Source organism: Massilia sp. CT11-137 (genome assembly GCF_047302885.1).
GTDB classification, from domain to species: Bacteria; Pseudomonadota; Gammaproteobacteria; order Burkholderiales; family Burkholderiaceae_D; genus Telluria; species Telluria orientalis.
Window position 1 is genome coordinate 1,880,406 of sequence record NZ_JBKYMP010000001.1, and the last position, 15,725, is coordinate 1,896,130.

Consider the following 15,725-nt stretch of genomic DNA (forward strand, 5'->3'; position numbering starts at 1 on the left):
TAGGCTTGCATAGGCTTGAATTTTCTTGACGATCGGGCGGGTTTTTGGAGAGATAACATTTCTTTTATCGCTTGCATTCTTATTTCTGGCTAATCCAGGATGTGTGCCTGATTTCCTGATCAACCGGAAATCCAGGCGTGCGTCCGGTTTCGTCAAGAATGCCTTCGATTAATTTTTCCTCCATGCTGTCTATCCGGTAGCTAAAGCCGGATACTGGTTTGCCATTCGAGTCCTCGAACGAAAAGTACTGTTCTAATTCTTTAGCATCATGATCGCCTGCCTGGACAGACTGTGCGCTTAGTGTTGGAATATCCAGGTTCTTCGCTGCCGAGAACCTGTGACTTGTAGCGTGTGCGATGAAAGTCCCGTTGGTTCCATGCTCGATACCGCACGTGGCAAATTTTGCGTAACTACCGCCACCATTAATGACAATTTCTTCCTTGGCGCTGATGGTGATACGGTTGGCCGTATGTGATATCTCCAGCTTAGCCAGCAACTTAATGTTATCTGAGAGGGCCTGTATATCGATGTCGCCTGCTGCGGCAACCATCTTCATACCTGCTTTCTGAACAAACAAGCGGAAAGCTTCCCGAATGCTGGCGAAGATGTTCATGTTCGAGACCAGGGAAATGCTTTTCCCGGTTGTGATGGCCGCGTGCCCGTTGCTGGCAATGTGGGTGTCTGTGGCTGCCGTGGTCACAATTCCTGCGGCGCTTGCGAGCACTAAATGTGGTGTAACCATTTCTGGAAACCGGTTTTTGTTAGAAGATGTGCCTTCAATCGCTTCGTTTTGTGACTGCAAAATCGATACGATTTCATTCTGATTGATATTGGCCTCGTGAGTTCCATTCTTTTGGGCGACCTCGGCCAATAGTTGGTGTTGTTCGACAGCTATTGCGAGACGACGTGAAGCTTCGTCCATGTCCTTGATTGGTCCGCGAGCTGCACGCCTTGCTTCAGTTGTTAACAGTAAACCTTTGGCAGCGCGAGCAACCCCATGGCCGTCGGTACGTAGTTCCCACCCTTCGCCACGCTCATCCTTGCGGCCGCCGTTATCTTCAATGCGAGAAATATGTCCGAGCGACAGCTGACTACACTGATGATCGCTTTTCAACTGCGCCTGGATCTTGCCAGCAGTATCGTCAAGGATCAGGTGATTACCTCGCCCACTGCCTTCGCCTGATTGCAACTCCCGACTCCGCAACCCGCTCAAAGCCTGCTGCTCAGGCAACCGCCACGGCGGCATGTGCGTAAAGTTGTACAACGCCCCAAGAATCACCGGATGATCGATGTTCCCATTGAGGAAGACCACCGTCACTTCCTCACCAACCCTCGGCAATCGAATATTCCCGAATTCGCTCCCGGCCCCAGGCGACATCACGCGCAGCCATGGCGAACTGTTCTCGTCATAATTGCCCAGCCTGTCCCAATGAAACTGCACCTTGACCCGCCCGTATCCATCGGTGTGGATCTCCGAACCGTCAGGCCCGACGACGATCGCCGTCTGGATACCGGGGTAGGTGCACGGGCGGCTGTTGTAGTGCCGGCCCGGACGCCACTGGATATCCTTGCGCATGCACCGGAACGAATTCTCGTAATGCGACGGTGCGCCCGGCCCGGCCTGGTAGTTGTTGCTGGCTTCGTGGTCGACGCTCAGGATCAGGTAGTCGCGGTCGCGTATGCTGGGCTGGGCCGGCTCGCCGCGCTTGGGAACGCGCAACTCGGCGCTGAAATGGCCGCCGAGCTTGAAGCACCGGCCCGGCTGGGCAGTGCGATCGTTACCCCGGGCTTCGAAATACTGCGTGTTCGCATCGCGCTCGCCCATGCGCTGCTGTGCGATCCGTTCGCCCTCGTCGTGGGTCCGGAAACCGTACGAACCGGAATTCTCGTAGATCTCGTACGGGAAGACGTCGCCCTGGTCATTGAGTGACTCGGCGGTCGACCGCTGCACGATCGGGTTCTTGTAATCGAAACTGGCCAGGGTCGTCTGGCCGGAACCGATGCGACGAACGGGACTCCATTCCCGAATGCCGTCGTCTTCGAGCGAACCGGCTTTGTCGCGGAACGGAATTTCTCCGGAATCGTCGATCCCGGCCGGATCGATGGGTTGCGCGAGCGTGCTCCTGTCGCTGAGCCAGAGCGTATGCCCATCGGCCCGGTGCTCGTACCAGTAGTGCAGCCCAAGATCTTCCCAGCGGCGGTGCAGATGGTTGTAGTCGGTTTCGTCGTACTGGTTGGCGCAGGTCATGCGCGGGTAGTCGCCGACGATGGCCGCATGCCAGTCGGCCTGGCGGTAATGGGCAAAAGTGAGCTCAGTCAATTCGATGACGCTCTTGCCGTGGAACGACACGTTGTCCTTGCGCAGCTTGGCGAATGCCAGCCATGGTTCGAGCACCATGCGATAGAACGCGAAACCGCCGTCGGCGCGCAAGAATTGGAATTCGGTGACGTAGCCGTTGAAGTAGCGCAGCGAGCCGTCTTCGCGCACGATGGAAATCGTCACCATCCTGCCCATCATCGCCTTCAAGGGAATCCGTGCGTCGTCCGACAGGAGTTCGACCTCATAGCGGAAGCAGCGGCAGATTTCTTCGTGCGCGCGCAATCGATTCGGCAGGAGAATGGGATCAGGCCCGTCCCCCCGGGGGAATGCCAGGCGCATCAAGCGGTCGTGCTGCGCATTGAGACTGAACACCGACAGCGCAGCGCCTGCCGCGATCGCTTGACTCCCATCCATGCAATGCCTCCAATGGTTTGTCAGGTTTCTGATTTCCGCCGGTTAAGGTACTCAACCGAATGGCCGCTAACTTTGATTGGCAGCAAGAAGCTGAAGGGCCGCCCGAATCTCCGGCCGGCTCGCCTTGCCTTCCGTACCGGTCAGGAATGAATTCCATCCAAGACGTCGCCGATCCTGCCCTTTGGTCCTCAAGGTCAGCGGTTTGAGACACGGCTTGCTCAGCAAAAGCCTGACTTCATATTGGACGGCGGGCACGGCAAACAGGCTGACCATTTCTTTCAATGCCGCGTGAGCCCGCCCATGCGGCAGGAATGCATTTGCCTGCTCCTCATCCAGGGGGCCGATATGCAGGCGGACGCGCAGATCGTTTCGCCAGGTGCGCCCACCCAGCGCGGCGCCATGGCCGAGGGTGGGATCGGTGACGCCAAGCGTGCTGCGGATCCCGGCCCGTATCGGATCCCAGGCGCCGACGAATTCTTCGACGCGCACGGGCACGCCAAAGTACTCGCCGAGAACACGTTCCACGGTCGAAGCGGCAATCGGGCGTGTCCTGAGCAAGCCGGCGTAGAAGGCGGCGACTTCCGCTGGAATCGATGCGAAGGGCCGGTCCGGTCCGAAACTCGTGGGCCGAAGACCGCCCAATGCGGCCAGGAGCGGAAGCAGATCGTCCCGGGCGCGCGTGTCCAGGCCATGCTCGACCCGGTATTTTCCCCATGCCTCGTAGAAGAGGCCGATGGCCCGGTTCGAAAACAGGTCGATGAACGGCTTCCAGCTTTCGTCGGCGGCCGCGCCCGTCCTGGCGGCTGCCCGTTCGGTGTCATGCAGCGGCAATGTGCCGCTCGCGCCCAGCAATCCGATGAATCCGGGGGTGATGTGAATGCGGGGCGTGCCGGCAGCGCCGATTGATTCGACCTGCATGCTTTCGATCTCGCTTGCCGGAAAAGCCAGCGATACGCTGTTTTGAAAGCGCAGCACCTGGTTGAACGCCTGGGGGTACGGAATACCCTGTCGGCGCAGCATCCGTACAAGGATGTTCAGCAGTTGTGCGAAGCTGTACCGGTACGGCGCCGCGAGCAGGCGCTCGATCACGACAACGGCATGCTCCCACTTCGTGGTTTGCATCGGAACAGCTCCTCTCCGGTTTGGTGTGACAGGATCACCACCTCGATAAAACTGTTCATCTGGACATACAGCGCGAAGAACTGGTCGATGACCTGCACGAACAGGTGCAGGCCGGCGCCGACGAAGGCCTCTTCGTCGATCGTCAGGTGCACTTCGGTCCCGTGTGCCAGTGAGGCTCCGCGCTTGTGCCTGATCCACGCCGTCGTCTCGGCATGTTCGAGGCCGACGACGCCGGCGATCTGGCGCCGCGAGACTGCGGACCCGGTGAAGTCGTACAGCGCGAGCATCTCGCGCAGGCCGTCGGCCCCTTCCAGCGCCAGGGCGCGGTGGTTGAGCGTCAGGTGGGAGATGAGGCGCCAATGGGCACCCTGGCCGTTTGCCAGGCGATGGGGACGCGTGGGCCTGCGCAGGAAACGTATCCTCCCGCCCTGCGCCGCGCCGGGTATCGTCAGGTCGCCGTCGGTCGACCCGCATTTCAACAGGCAGGGCAGGTCGCGGTTGGTGCAGGTGAGGTCGATCGACAGCGTCGTCTGCTCGACGTCGAGCGGCTCGCCGTGGCTATCGACGAGCGCGATGACTTTTTCATGGCCCGGGCTGGTGACCGCCAGCGTGTCGTCATGGCGCAGTATCCAGTAGCGGCCCTTGTGCGCATCGCTCTCGCCATGGCGCAGCGCATAGAACGGACGGAATTCGATGGGGGCGATGTCCTTGCCGCGCTGCCGCACCATGTGGACCCGGTCGACCGAATACACTTCGTACCCGGATGCATGCGCGGGATGGGCAAGGACCGGGTATTCCGCGGTGCGCTGCGTGTATCCGACCGGGACCCCCGGCTGCCTGAACAGATTGACGACCGGGGTGCAGCCGGTGAGCAGGCTTTGTGCCGACAGGCCCGCGAGCATCCTGGCCTGGTCCGATCCCGGCGCGATGCCCGCCAGCGCGAGGTGCAGCGTGAAGCCAGTGCAGTCCGATGGCAGCCGGGCGCGGAGCGCGGCGAGGTCGATGTCGAAGAAGTTGAATTTTTCCGGGAACGCGAAATACTCCGCGAGGAGCCGGTAGGCACGGTGCGAGCGGGCGTCGAACGGGATCAGGGCGTCGTCGTCGCCAAACCCGACCGCCGACACCGGTATCGCGCCGAGCGGCATCCAGGCGCCATTCGCGCCCGCCTGGACGTACGCCGATGCCGTGCGCATGAACAGCGCATCGCGCAGCGCCGCGCAGAACGACGCGTCGCCGTCGAGATATACCCGCATGCGCGCAGGGGTAGCGGCTGGAACTTGGGCCGCGAATTCGATGCCGATCGCCGCCGACACGCCCGGCGCGACCGAGGTCGACGACGGCGCGCGGATCACCGCATCGAAGCGGGCGGACGCGATGGCGACCGGGGATGGCGCGACATCGTATGCGGTCTGAAATTTGCAGTGCACGCCGCGGACCGGTGCCGATTCGAGCAGCGTCCCGCGCGGCACTGTTCCGGCGCCGCCGGCGGCCGGAAGGAAGCGCACGATCGCGCACGACGGAAACGGCCTCAGATAATGCGGAAACAGGAGGTTGAGCAGCGCTTCCGTAAATTGCGGATAGGCGTCGTCCAGGCGCTTCGACACCCGCGCGCACAGCAGGGCGACGGACTGGATCAGGCGTTCGACATGCGGATCGTCGCACGCCTCGCCGCCGAGCTGCAGCTTGGCCGCGACTTTCGGATAGCGCTCGGCGTATTCGCGGCACAGCTGCCGCATGGTGACGAGCTCGCGTTCGTATTGCGCAAACAGTTCGTCCATGATGTGTGTGCCTAGGGAGCGTTACGCACGCTCTGGATCGAATAGCGTTGGAGCGACGGCTGGAACACGGCGTTGAAAAGCATCGGATCGGCTACCGGCGCGTTTTTCAGTTGGGCGGTGATCACGAAGTCGACCCGGTTGATGGCGCCTTTCCTCGGCTGCAGCGTCGCCGTCACCTTGTGCAGCCTCGGTTCGTGCCGCTCGATGGCCAGCCGGACCGCGGTGCAGATGCGTTTCTGGTCCGTGTCGCTCGTCATGCACATGCCGGCGAAATCGATCAGGCCGTAGTTCACGATGGATCCGCTGACTTCGGGATAGCCGGCCAGCGTATCGGGCAGCAGGGCGGAACGGGTGTTGAGGAGCGCTTCCAGATCGCGTGTAATGCTCTCCTTCCACGTGTGCAAGGCGTCGTCATCGGCATCCAGACGGTCGAACAAACCTGGCGTGAAACTCTGCATGCTGGTTTCCTTTAAAGCCGCCATTATTCCCCTCTTGCTGAGAATAAAGTTGCGCCCTCTCAACAGACCGATGCGCAATGCCCGCCATGCTTTCTTGAGCAAATTTTGAACGGGGAGGCAACGATGAGCTTGGGCGCGAAGATCTTGTGGTCCGAGGGGTTGACGCTGGGACCCCAGCATTTCCAGAGGCAGGACCTGTATCACGAGACGCGGTTGCTCAGGATGGCGTCGGCGCTCAATCCGCATTTCTGGGGCGCCCGTCTACTGGAGTGGAACAGGGATGCGCTGGGCCACAACCTGCTCGAAGCCCAGGCCATGTCGCTGATCTTCCCGGACGGGGCGGTCTATGAGGCACCTGCGACGGACTTGTTGCCGGTTCCGGTCGACCTGACCCAGCTGCCCCAGGACATCAATACGTTCACGATGTATGCCGCGCTTCCGACCATTCGGCCGCATGGCGCGAATGCGGAGGAAGGCGGCCGCTACGCGCTGGCCGAGTCGGAGACGTCCGACCTGTTCAGCGACGCGGTGCCGATCGACGTGCCGTTCCTGAAGAAGCGGGCCCGGCTCGTTTCGCATGCCGAGCCGCGCGATGGCCACGTCAGTTTTCCCGTGCTGCGCATCCATCGCGATCCGCGCGGCGGTTTCGAGGTCGATCCGACGTTTGTCCCGCCGTGCGTGGCGATCGGTGCTGCCCGTCCGCTCCAGCAACTGCTCGACGGCCTGATGAGCGCATTGACCGCGAAGATCGTGTCCCTTCATGCCGCGCACCGGAAGACGAACGCGTCCACCTTCGAGGTCCACGCCGGCGACATCACGTCCTGGTGGATGCTGAACGTCATCAGCACCGCGAACGCATCCCTGCAGCACTGCGCGCGTTCCCGCGTACAGCATCCGGAGGCGCTGTACGAGAAGCTGCTCGCGCTTGCGGGCGGCCTGATGACCTTTTCGGACAGGTACGCGACGTCGGACTTGCCGGCCTACGACCACGCGGATCCCGGCGTCACGTTCGCGCAGCTCGATGCGGTGATCCGGGACCTCGTCGATACCGTCATCTCGGCCAGGTATTTCACGATTCCGCTCGTGGCCGAGGACAATCGCCGCACGCATTTCAGAGGTGCGCTCGATCCGGCGAAGCTGACCCAGGACACGCAGCTTTGCCTGGCCGTGAGCGCCGACATGCCGGCGCTCGAGCTGGTGTCCGCCGTGCCGATCCGGTTCAAGATCGGATCGCCCGACGACATCGAACGCATCGTCGCGTCGGCCCTTCCCGGCATCGCGCTGACGCACATGCCGCAGGTGCCGGCCGCCGTGCCGGTCCGTCCCGATACGTATTACTTCTCGGTGTCGACCAGGAACGGCCTCTACGACAATGCGTTGAAAGCGGAAGCGATCGCGATCTATGCCCCGGCCGGGATGCGTGACCTGAACATCGAACTGATCGCGTTCACGCAGTGATCCCGGCCCTCATCGGCCTTTCGTACGCGGGTGCAGCCGCGCAAAGCTGATGCAAGCACCCAGCAGCGCGATGCCCGCCGCCGCGGCGAGGGCATACGTGGCGCCATGCTGCTGACGCGCTGCGGCATCGAGCAGGTGAACCGGGCCATCACGCAGATGGACACGGTGACCCAGCAGAACGCGGGACTCGTGCAGCAGGCGGCCCATACGGCCCAGAGCCTGCAGGAACAGGCGGCCGTGCTGGGGCAGCTGGTCAGCGTGTTCCGTCTCGACGCGGTCGAGGCGCCGCGCCTGATGCTCACGCGTTAAACAAAAACGGCAGCCCGCGGGCTGCCGTTTGACTTGCGCGGTCCGTGCGGATCAGCGCATCTCTTCGATCATCTTCTTCAGCTTGCCGGAGTCGGCGCAGAACGCGCGGATGCCTTCGGCCAGCTTCTCGGTCGCCATCGCGTCTTCGTTCAGCATGAAGCGGAACGTCTTTTCGTCGAGGGCGATCTTCTCGATGTCGGCATTCGCGTCCGCCACCAGCTTGCGCTCGACGGCGCCTTCGGTGTCGGCCAGCTTCTGCAGCAGGTCCGGCGAGATGGTCAGCAGGTCGCAGCCGGCCAGTTCCAGGATCTGCGACGTGTTGCGGAAGCTCGCGCCCATCACCTCGGTCTTGTAGCCGAACTTGCGGTAGTACTGGTAGATGCGCTTGACCGACTGCACGCCCGGATCGTCCGCGCCCTGGTAGTCGGTGCCCGTGGATTTCTTGTACCAGTCGTAGATGCGGCCGACGAACGGCGAGATCAGTTGCACGCCCGCTTCGGCGCAGGCGACGGCCTGGCACAGCGAGAACAGCAGCGTGAGGTTGCAGCGGATGCCGTCCTTCTCGAGGATCTCGGCGGCGCGGATGCCTTCCCACGTCGATGCGATCTTGATCAGCACGCGCGAGCGCTGGATGCCGGCCGCTTCGTACAGGGCGATCAGTTCGCGGCCCTTGGCGACCGTCGCTTCCGTGTCGAACGACAGGGCGGCGTCGATTTCGGTCGAGACGCGGCCCGGCACGAACTTCAGGATCTCGGTGCCGAACGCGATCAGCAGGCGGTCGACGATTTCCTCGGTCGACGCGTTCGGGAAGTCGGCGATGGTCTTTTCCAGCAGCGGACGGTATTCCGGCTTCTGGACGGCCTTCAGGATCAGCGACGGATTCGTCGTCGCGTCCTGCGGCGCGTAGGCCTTGATCGATTGGAAGTCGCCGGTGTCGGCCACCACGGTGGTGTACTGCTTGAGCTGTTCGAGTTGGTTCATGATGCGGCAGGAAAGAGGAGTAGACGGCTATTGTACCAATCGTCGGGCCTGTGTTGGTGGGCACGGGGTGCCCACCCTACGGCATATTGGATCGTAGGGCGGGCTCCCCGAGCCCGCGTGTGACGTCCGCGTCATTCAACAGTCGGTCGCCTCGAGAAACGCCGCCACCATGGCCTCCAGCCCGGCCTTGTCCTCGCCGGAAAAGCGGTCGAGCAGCGGGCTGTCGATATCGAACACGCCCACCAGCCTGCCGTTCTTGACGAGCGGGATAACGATTTCCGAATTCGACGCCGAATCGCACGCGATGTGGCCCGGGAACGCGTGCACGTCCGGCACGACGATGGTTTCGCGCTTGACGGCCGTCGTGCCGCACACGCCGCGGCCGAACGGGATGCGGGCGCACGCCGGCTTGCCCTGGAACGGGCCGACGAGCAGGTCCTGGCCGTCGCCCGATTTCGCGGGCACGGTGAGGTAGAAACCGGCCCAGTTCAGGTCGGCGAGCGTGTCGTAGACGAGTGCCGAGAACTGCGACGCGTTGGCGATGAGGTCGCGCTCGCCCTCGAGGACGCTGGCGACCTGGCGTACCAGCAGGTCGTAGTCGGGGCGGGTGCTGCGTTCGGGATTGATGTGCATGGCGGACGATGCTGCGTTGTCGAAAGTGCGTATTTTACGGCAGTAAAAATAGATTGTGATTGACATCTATTTTGGAAAATGGATTATGATTGACATCCATTTTGGAGGAAACCATGCGAGTCAATCGAATCCAGGCGGAGGAAAACCGCCAGGCCGTCATCGACGCCGCCAGCCGCCTGTTCCGCGAACGGGGCTTCGACGGCGTCGGCCTCGCCGAGCTGATGGCCGCGGCCGGCCTCACGCACGGCGCGTTCTATAAACAGTTCAAGTCCAAGGACGACCTGATCGCCCAGGCCTGCGACCGCGCGCTGGAGACCGGCATCGACGGCTGGCGGCGCGCGGCGGCGGACGCCGGGGAGAGCGCCTACGCGGCCCTCGTACGCCGCTACCTGACGCCGGGCCACCGCGGCCGCGTGGGCACCGGCTGCGTCATCGCCTCGCTCGGCCCGGACGCGGCCCGCCACGGCCCGGAACTGCCGCGCCATTTCGAGGCCGGCGTCAAGACCTTCGTCGACATCCTCGGTGATGCCATGCGCAGGAAAAACGCCGACGCGACGCCGGACGACGCGCTGGCCGCATTCGCCACGATGGTCGGCGCGCTCGTGCTGGCGCGGTCCGTCGACGACGACGCGTTTGCCCACCGCATCCTCGACGCGGCCACGGCCCGTCTTCTCGACTAAGGACGTCCATGCTTTCCACAAATCTCGCCCAGTGGATGGGCCGCCGCGGCCTGCACTACGGCTGGCTCGTCGCCGCCATCACCTTCCTGACGGCGCTGTCGTCGTCCGCCGCCCTCGGCCTGCCGGGCGCGCTGCTGAAACCCCTGAGCCATGAATTCGGCTGGACCGTCGACCAGATCTCGTCCGCGCTCGCCGTCCGTTTCGCCCTGTTCGGCCTGATGGGACCCTTTTCCGCGCTGCTGATGGAGCGCTTCGGCCTGCGCAACGTGATGGTGACGGCGCTCGCGGTCATCGCGGCCGGCCTCGGTCTCGTGCGCCAGATGACGGACTTCTGGCACCTCGTGCTGCTGCTGGGCGTGATGCTGGGGATCGGTTCCGGCATGACGGCCCTGGTCCTCAACGCCGTGGTCGCCAACCGCTGGTTCGAACAGCGCCGCGGCCTCGTGATGGGATTATTGACCGCCAGCTCGGCGACGGGGCAGCTCGTGTTCCTCCCCGTCGGCACGTGGCTGATCGAGCATGGCGGCTGGCGCCTGGCGCTGCTGCCCGTGATGGCCAGCTGCGCGCTCGTGGCGATTCTCGCGCTGCTGTTCGTGCGCGACCATCCGCAGGAACTGGGGCTCGCACCCTATGGCGGCGACACGACCGTCAAACCCGTCGTGCCGGCGCGCGCACCGGTCTCGATCCGCACGCCGTTCACCACGCTGGCCAGCGTGCGCGCCGACCGCGTGTTCTGGGTATTGTTCGGCAGTTTCTTCATCTGCGGCCTGTCGACGAATGGCCTGATCCAGACCCACTTCATTTCGCTGTGCGGCGACGCGGGCCTGGGCGCCGTCCCGGCCGCGTCCGTGCTGGCGATGATGGGCACGTTCGACCTCGTGGGCACGATCCTGTCCGGCTGGCTGTCCGACCGCTACGACAGCCGCTATCTGCTGTGCTGGTACTACGGCATGCGCGGGCTGTCGCTCGCGTGGCTGCCGTCGGCCGACTTCACGCTCACGGGCCTGACGTTGTTCGCCATGTTCTATGGCCTCGACTGGATCGCGACCGTGCCGCCGACCGTGAAGCTGGCCGCGCAGGCCTGGGGCAAGCGCGCGCCGATGATCTTCGGCTGGGTCTTCGCCGGCCACCAGCTCGGGGCGGCCGTGGCGGCCTACGGCGCGGGCCGCATCCGCACGATCGCGTTCACGTATTCGCCGGCCGTGTACACGGCGGCCGCGGCGTGCGGCGTCGCCGCGCTGATCGTGCTGCTGGCGCGGCGCCGCGCTTCCGCCCCCGTCCCGGTGGCGGTCAACTAAGTGAGCGCGACGCGCGCGCGGCCGGACGCGTCGAGCTTGACGGTCACGAGGCGCTCGCCGATCCGCACCTTCGCCGACTGTCCCGGCTTGCCGCGCAGCGCGACGCGCGTGGCACGGCCGCCGGCCCAGTCCAGGTCGACCTCGATGCCGCCGCGTGCCCGAATGCCGTGCACGGCACCTTCCGGCCACGCGCGCGGCAGCGCGGGCAGGATGCGGATCTCGCCGCCCCACGATTGCACGAGCATTTCCAGGATCGCAGCCGTGCCGCCGAAATTGCCGTCGATCTGGAACGGCGGGTGCGAATCGAACATGTTCGGGTAGGTGCGCTGCCGGTCCAGCAGGCCGCGCAGGATGCCGTAGGCGCGCTCGCCGTCGCCCATGCGCGTCCACAGCGCCAGGCGCCATGCCGTGGCCCAGCCGGTGGACAGGTCGCCGCGCGTGTTCAGCGTCGTCTTGGCAGCCTGGATCAGCTCCGGCGTGTCGCGCACGTTGATCTGCTCGCTGGGATAGACGGCGTACAGGTGCGACACGTGGCGGTGATGCTGTTCCGGCGCCTGGCCGTCCCAGTCATCCAGCCACTCCTGCAACTGGCCCTGGGCGCCGACGCGGTCCGGCGCCAGGCGTGCCCGTTTCGCTTCCACCGTCTTGCGGAAGTCCGCGTCCGGATCGCCCACGCGCTCGTGCGCGGCCAGCGTCCACGCGAACAGGTCGCGCACGATCTGGCGGTCCATCGCCGGACCCGCGCACACGGCCACGTCCGGATGGTGCGTGTTTTCCGGCGAGATCGACGGCGACGTCACGAGGCCGCGGCCTTGCGGGTCCTCGACGAGCACGTCGACGAAGAACTGCGAGGCGCCCTTCAGCAGCGGGTAGATGCGGGCCAGGAACGCATCGTCCGGGGTGTACTCGTAGTGGTCCCACAGCGTCTTGCACATCCACGCGCCGCCGCAGGGCCACATGCCCCAGTTCGGGCCGTCGATGGGCGCCGCCGCGCGCCACAGGTCGGTATTGTGATGCGCGACCCAGCCGCGGGCGCCGTAGCTGTCGCGCGCGACGTCGGCGCCGTTCACGGCCAGCTCCTCGACCATCCTCACGACCGGCTCCACGCATTCGCCCAGGTTGGCCGCTTCCGCCGGCCAGTAGTTCATCTCCGTGTTGATGTTGATGGTGTACTTGCCGCCCCACGGCGGGTAGATGCCCTCGTTCCAGATGCCCTGCAGGTTGGCGGGCTGGCTGCCGGGCCGCGACGACGAGATCAGCAGATAGCGGCCGTATTGCAGGTACAGCGCGGACAGCCCCGCGAGCGCGGCGTCGTCCGTCCGCGGGACGGCGGCGATGCGCGCATCGGTGGGGATCGCGGCGCCGGCGTCGGCGCGGCCGATGCGCAGCGACAGGCGCGAGAACAGTGCGCGGTGCGCCTTGACGTGGTCGGCGCGCAGGCGTGCATATGGCTTGCGCGCGGCGGCGTCCAGGCGCGTGCGCACGGCCTGCACCGGGTCGCCGCTCGTGTCGCGGAAGTTGACGAAACTGGTGGCGGCGCCGATGAGCAGCGTGACCTCGCGCGCACCGCGCACGCGCAGGCGGCCGCCTTCGACGTCGACCTTGCCGTCGCCCATGGCCTGCACGCGCACGGCGTAGCGCAGCACGCCCTTGACGCCGGCGGCGTCCGCGTTGCGGCCTTCGACCAGCAGGGCGCGCGGACCGTCCGCGCGGATCGCCAGGCTGGCCGGCCGCTTCGATTCTTCCAGGTCTTCCTTCACGTCCCAGGGCGCACCCGTGGCGGCCGAGGGGTCGTCTGCGGACTTGCCGTCGTAATTGGCCTTGCCGTAATCGACCTGGCGCGGGTGGCGGTAGCCGACGTCGAAATCCAGCGTGCCGCCGCCGCTTGCCTGCAGGTGCAGCACGATCACCTGGTCGGGCGCGCTCGCGAACGTCTCGCGCAGGTGGCGCGCGCCGCCGCTCGTGAAGCGCGTCGTGGCGATGGCGGTGTCGAGGTCGAGCGAGCGGCGATACGCAGCCGCCGGGGTGAGTCCATGGAAGTCCAGCAGCAGGTCGCCGGCGGCCCCGTACGGCATCTGCGTGGCCGGCTTCGAGATCAGCGATTTTGCCACCAGGTCGCGCGCCTCGATGAAGCGGCCCTCGTCGATCAGCGCGCGCACGCGCGGCAGCGCGGTCTTGAATCCGGGATTGTCGAAGCGGTACGGACCGCCGGCCCACAGCGTGTCTTCGTTCAGTTGCAGGCGCTCCTGCAGCGGGCGGCCGTACACCATCGCGCCGAGCCGCCCATTGCCGACGGGGAGGGCCTCCACCCATGGACCGGCGGGGCGCTCGTACCACAACGCCAGTTGTTCCTTGTTGCCCTCCGTGCGTGCCACGACGGTGGCGCCGGCCGGGCCGGGGTACGCCGCCGCGAGGCCCAGCGTCGCGAGCACGCGCCGCCGGGCGGGATTCATCTTCGTCACTGCCGTCTCCTTGTCATGGTGCTGATCGCACGATCCTAACAGTTTGATGACAGGGAATGTATAGCGATAACACTCAGCGGTATGACGATTTTTGCGTCAACGCGGGACAGTCCCTTTGTATTCACGCCGCGCCTCGCACACGTGGCGGTGGTGCTCGTCGGCCCAGGCGACGAGGCCCTTCATCGGCACGAGGAAGGAGTGACCCAGCGGCGTGAGGTCGTACTCGACCCGCGGCGGCACTTCCGGATAGACGGTGCGGCGCACGAAGCCGTCCTCCTCCAGGCGCTTCAGCGTCTGCGACAGCATCTGCTTGGAGATGTCGCCCAGCGCGCGCATCAATTCGTTGAAACGCTTCGTGCCGCCCTCGAGCGCATCGAGCACGAGGATGCTCCACTGGTCGCCGATGCGGTCCAGCACGTCGCGGATGGGGCAGGGTTGGTCGAAGGGGCGGTCGGTGGCGAGCAGGGTGGTCTTGGACATGGCGTGTTCACGGGTAATGGTCAGTTTCCGCTGACCTGATCATGCCGTTCTGACTTCTTGTGCGGCATATGCAGGCTGGCATAAGATGATTCTACGGTCTCGATTTTAGACCTATCCTCAACCACAGACCAAAGGAATTCCATGGCACGCATCGCTCTCATCGGCGCCACCGGCAACGTCGGCACGCGCATCCTGAACGAACTCGTTTCGCGCAACCACCAGGTCACGGCCATCGCCCGCGATCCTTCGAAAGTCCCGGCGCGCGCCGGCGTCACGGCGGCGCGCGGCGACGCCGCCGATCCGGCCGGCCTGGCCGACGTGCTGAAGGGCCACGACGCCGTGGTCAGTTCCTTGCGCTTCCTCGGCACCGATCCGCAAGCGCTGATCGGTGCCGTGCGCGCGTCCGGCGTAAAACGTTATCTCGTCGTGGGCGGCGCCGGCAGCCTGTTCGTCGCACCGGGCAAGCGCCTCGTCGACCAGCCCGATTTCCCGGCCGCGTACAAGGACGAGGCGACGAAGGGCGCCGATTTCCTGGATGCGCTGCGCGGCGTGACCGACCTCGATTGGACCTTCATCTCGCCGTCCGCGCTGTTCGTGGCGGGCGAGCGTACCGGTAAATTCCGCCTCGCCAAGGACGAGCTGCTGGTGAGCGAGAAGGGCAGCACGATCTCGTACGAAGACTACGCCGTCGCGCTGGCCGACGAGATCGAAAAACCGGCGCACGTGCGCGAGCGGTTCACGGTCGGCTACTGATTTATTTCCACACGTCGAGCCGCCGGCCTTCGGCACACGCCGCGATGAGCCGGTCGAGCCGTGCGGCCCGCGTCTCCGGCTTCTTCGCGCTCGTCACGACGTGGATCATGCGCTTGCGGGCACCGGGCGGGCACGCTTCGAAAAACGCCCACGCGGCCTTGTGGCGCCGGAAGCGGGCAAGGTCCTCGGGCGCCAGTTCGGCGGGCGTCTCGCGCTCGTGCGAATACACGCGCGAGCGGTCTTCCGAACGTTGCGCGAACGCCGCTTCGCCGGCCGGCGTCATGAGGCCCAGTGCGCGCAGTTTCGTCACCTTGTCGATGTTCACCGCGCTCCAGATCGAGCCGGTTTTACGCGGCGTGAAGCGGATCGTGTAGGTGGCGTCGTCGACGCGCTTGCGCACGCCGTCGATCCAGCCGTAGCACAGCGCCTGGTCCACCGACTCGGACCAGGTCATGCACGGCGTGCCCGTGCCGACCTTGTGGAAGCCCACGAGCAGTTCTTTCGCGTCGTGGGCGTGGGCCGCGAGCCAGGCGCGGAAGTCTTCTGCTTTCTCGAAGAAGACGGGGGAAGACATGAGAT

General features: G+C 64.9%; 13 protein-coding genes and 1 pseudogene. 5 read left to right on the forward strand and 9 right to left on the reverse strand.

The genetic code is table 11. The annotated features are described in order from the left end of the window. Positions 1-79: 79 nt before the first annotated feature. The 4 genes from ACEN98_RS08435 to tssE form a co-directional block, all read right to left on the reverse strand. Positions 80-2,734: a type VI secretion system Vgr family protein gene (locus ACEN98_RS08435; RefSeq protein WP_413383410.1), complete on the reverse strand. Its 2,655-nt coding sequence runs from the start codon at positions 2,732-2,734 to the stop codon at positions 80-82. Positions 2,735-2,800: 66 nt separating this feature from the next. Next, positions 2,801-3,856 carry a type VI secretion system baseplate subunit TssG gene (gene tssG / locus ACEN98_RS08440; protein ID WP_413383412.1) on the reverse strand — a complete coding sequence of 352 codons (1,056 nt, stop codon included), beginning with the start codon at positions 3,854-3,856 and terminating at the stop codon, positions 2,801-2,803. Then, the gene (tssF, locus tag ACEN98_RS08445; protein WP_413383414.1) at positions 3,820-5,634 is read right to left on the reverse strand and encodes a type VI secretion system baseplate subunit TssF; all 1,815 of its coding nucleotides are present in this window, start codon (positions 5,632-5,634) and stop codon (positions 3,820-3,822) included. Before tssF ends, tssG begins: the two co-directional genes overlap by 37 nt. Positions 5,635-5,645: 11 nt before the next feature. Beyond that, positions 5,646-6,092, reverse strand: a complete 447-nt coding sequence (tssE, locus tag ACEN98_RS08450; protein ID WP_413383416.1) for a type VI secretion system baseplate subunit TssE — start codon at positions 6,090-6,092, stop codon at positions 5,646-5,648. A 123-nt stretch (positions 6,093-6,215) separates the two neighbouring features. Here tssE and tssK point away from each other — a divergent pair, with 123 nt between their 5' ends. Together tssK and ACEN98_RS08460 are read left to right on the forward strand one after the other, a co-directional pair. Next, entirely contained in the window at positions 6,216-7,550 is a 1,335-nt protein-coding gene (tssK, locus tag ACEN98_RS08455) for a type VI secretion system baseplate subunit TssK (protein ID WP_413383418.1), read from the forward strand. A gap of 123 nt (positions 7,551-7,673) precedes the next feature. Then, positions 7,674-7,859, forward strand: a pseudogene (locus ACEN98_RS08460) (hypothetical protein); the annotation flags it as partial. Between the two features lie 51 nt (positions 7,860-7,910). Here ACEN98_RS08460 and tal read toward each other — a convergent pair. Beyond that, the gene (gene tal, locus ACEN98_RS08465) at positions 7,911-8,840 is read right to left on the reverse strand and encodes a transaldolase (RefSeq protein ID WP_413338635.1); all 930 of its coding nucleotides are present in this window, start codon (positions 8,838-8,840) and stop codon (positions 7,911-7,913) included. Between the two features lie 135 nt (positions 8,841-8,975). Continuing rightward, positions 8,976-9,473, reverse strand: a complete 498-nt coding sequence (locus tag ACEN98_RS08470) for a GAF domain-containing protein (RefSeq protein ID WP_413383420.1) — start codon at positions 9,471-9,473, stop codon at positions 8,976-8,978. Between the two features lie 113 nt (positions 9,474-9,586). Between ACEN98_RS08470 and ACEN98_RS08475 the strand changes: the two genes are divergently transcribed. Both ACEN98_RS08475 and ACEN98_RS08480 read left to right on the forward strand, forming a co-directional pair. Further along, on the forward strand, positions 9,587-10,153 hold the full coding sequence (locus ACEN98_RS08475) for a TetR/AcrR family transcriptional regulator (protein ID WP_413383422.1): 567 nt from the start codon (positions 9,587-9,589) through the stop codon (positions 10,151-10,153). Between the two features lie 8 nt (positions 10,154-10,161). After that, positions 10,162-11,451 (forward strand): MFS transporter, encoded by a 1,290-nt coding sequence (locus tag ACEN98_RS08480; protein WP_413383424.1) that lies wholly within the window; start codon positions 10,162-10,164, stop codon positions 11,449-11,451. Here the strand turns inward: ACEN98_RS08480 and ACEN98_RS08485 are convergent. Both ACEN98_RS08485 and ACEN98_RS08490 read right to left on the reverse strand, forming a co-directional pair. Continuing rightward, positions 11,448-13,904, reverse strand: coding sequence for a glycosyl hydrolase family 95 catalytic domain-containing protein (locus ACEN98_RS08485; protein ID WP_413385965.1), 2,457 nt, complete (start codon positions 13,902-13,904; stop codon positions 11,448-11,450). The genes ACEN98_RS08480 and ACEN98_RS08485 overlap by 4 nt on opposite strands. Positions 13,905-14,009: 105 nt before the next feature. After that, positions 14,010-14,393, reverse strand: coding sequence for a winged helix-turn-helix transcriptional regulator (locus ACEN98_RS08490; RefSeq protein WP_413383426.1), 384 nt, complete (start codon positions 14,391-14,393; stop codon positions 14,010-14,012). A 141-nt stretch (positions 14,394-14,534) separates the two neighbouring features. On the opposite strand from ACEN98_RS08490, the gene ACEN98_RS08495 reads away from it, so the two are divergent. Beyond that, positions 14,535-15,146 carry an NAD(P)-dependent oxidoreductase gene (locus ACEN98_RS08495; protein ID WP_413383428.1) on the forward strand — a complete coding sequence of 204 codons (612 nt, stop codon included), beginning with the start codon at positions 14,535-14,537 and terminating at the stop codon, positions 15,144-15,146. Position 15,147: 1 nt separating this feature from the next. Here the strand turns inward: ACEN98_RS08495 and ACEN98_RS08500 are convergent, their stop codons facing one another. Further along, on the reverse strand, positions 15,148-15,720 hold the full coding sequence (locus tag ACEN98_RS08500; protein ID WP_413383430.1) for a YdeI/OmpD-associated family protein: 573 nt from the start codon (positions 15,718-15,720) through the stop codon (positions 15,148-15,150). Between the last annotated feature and the right edge of the window lie 5 nt (positions 15,721-15,725).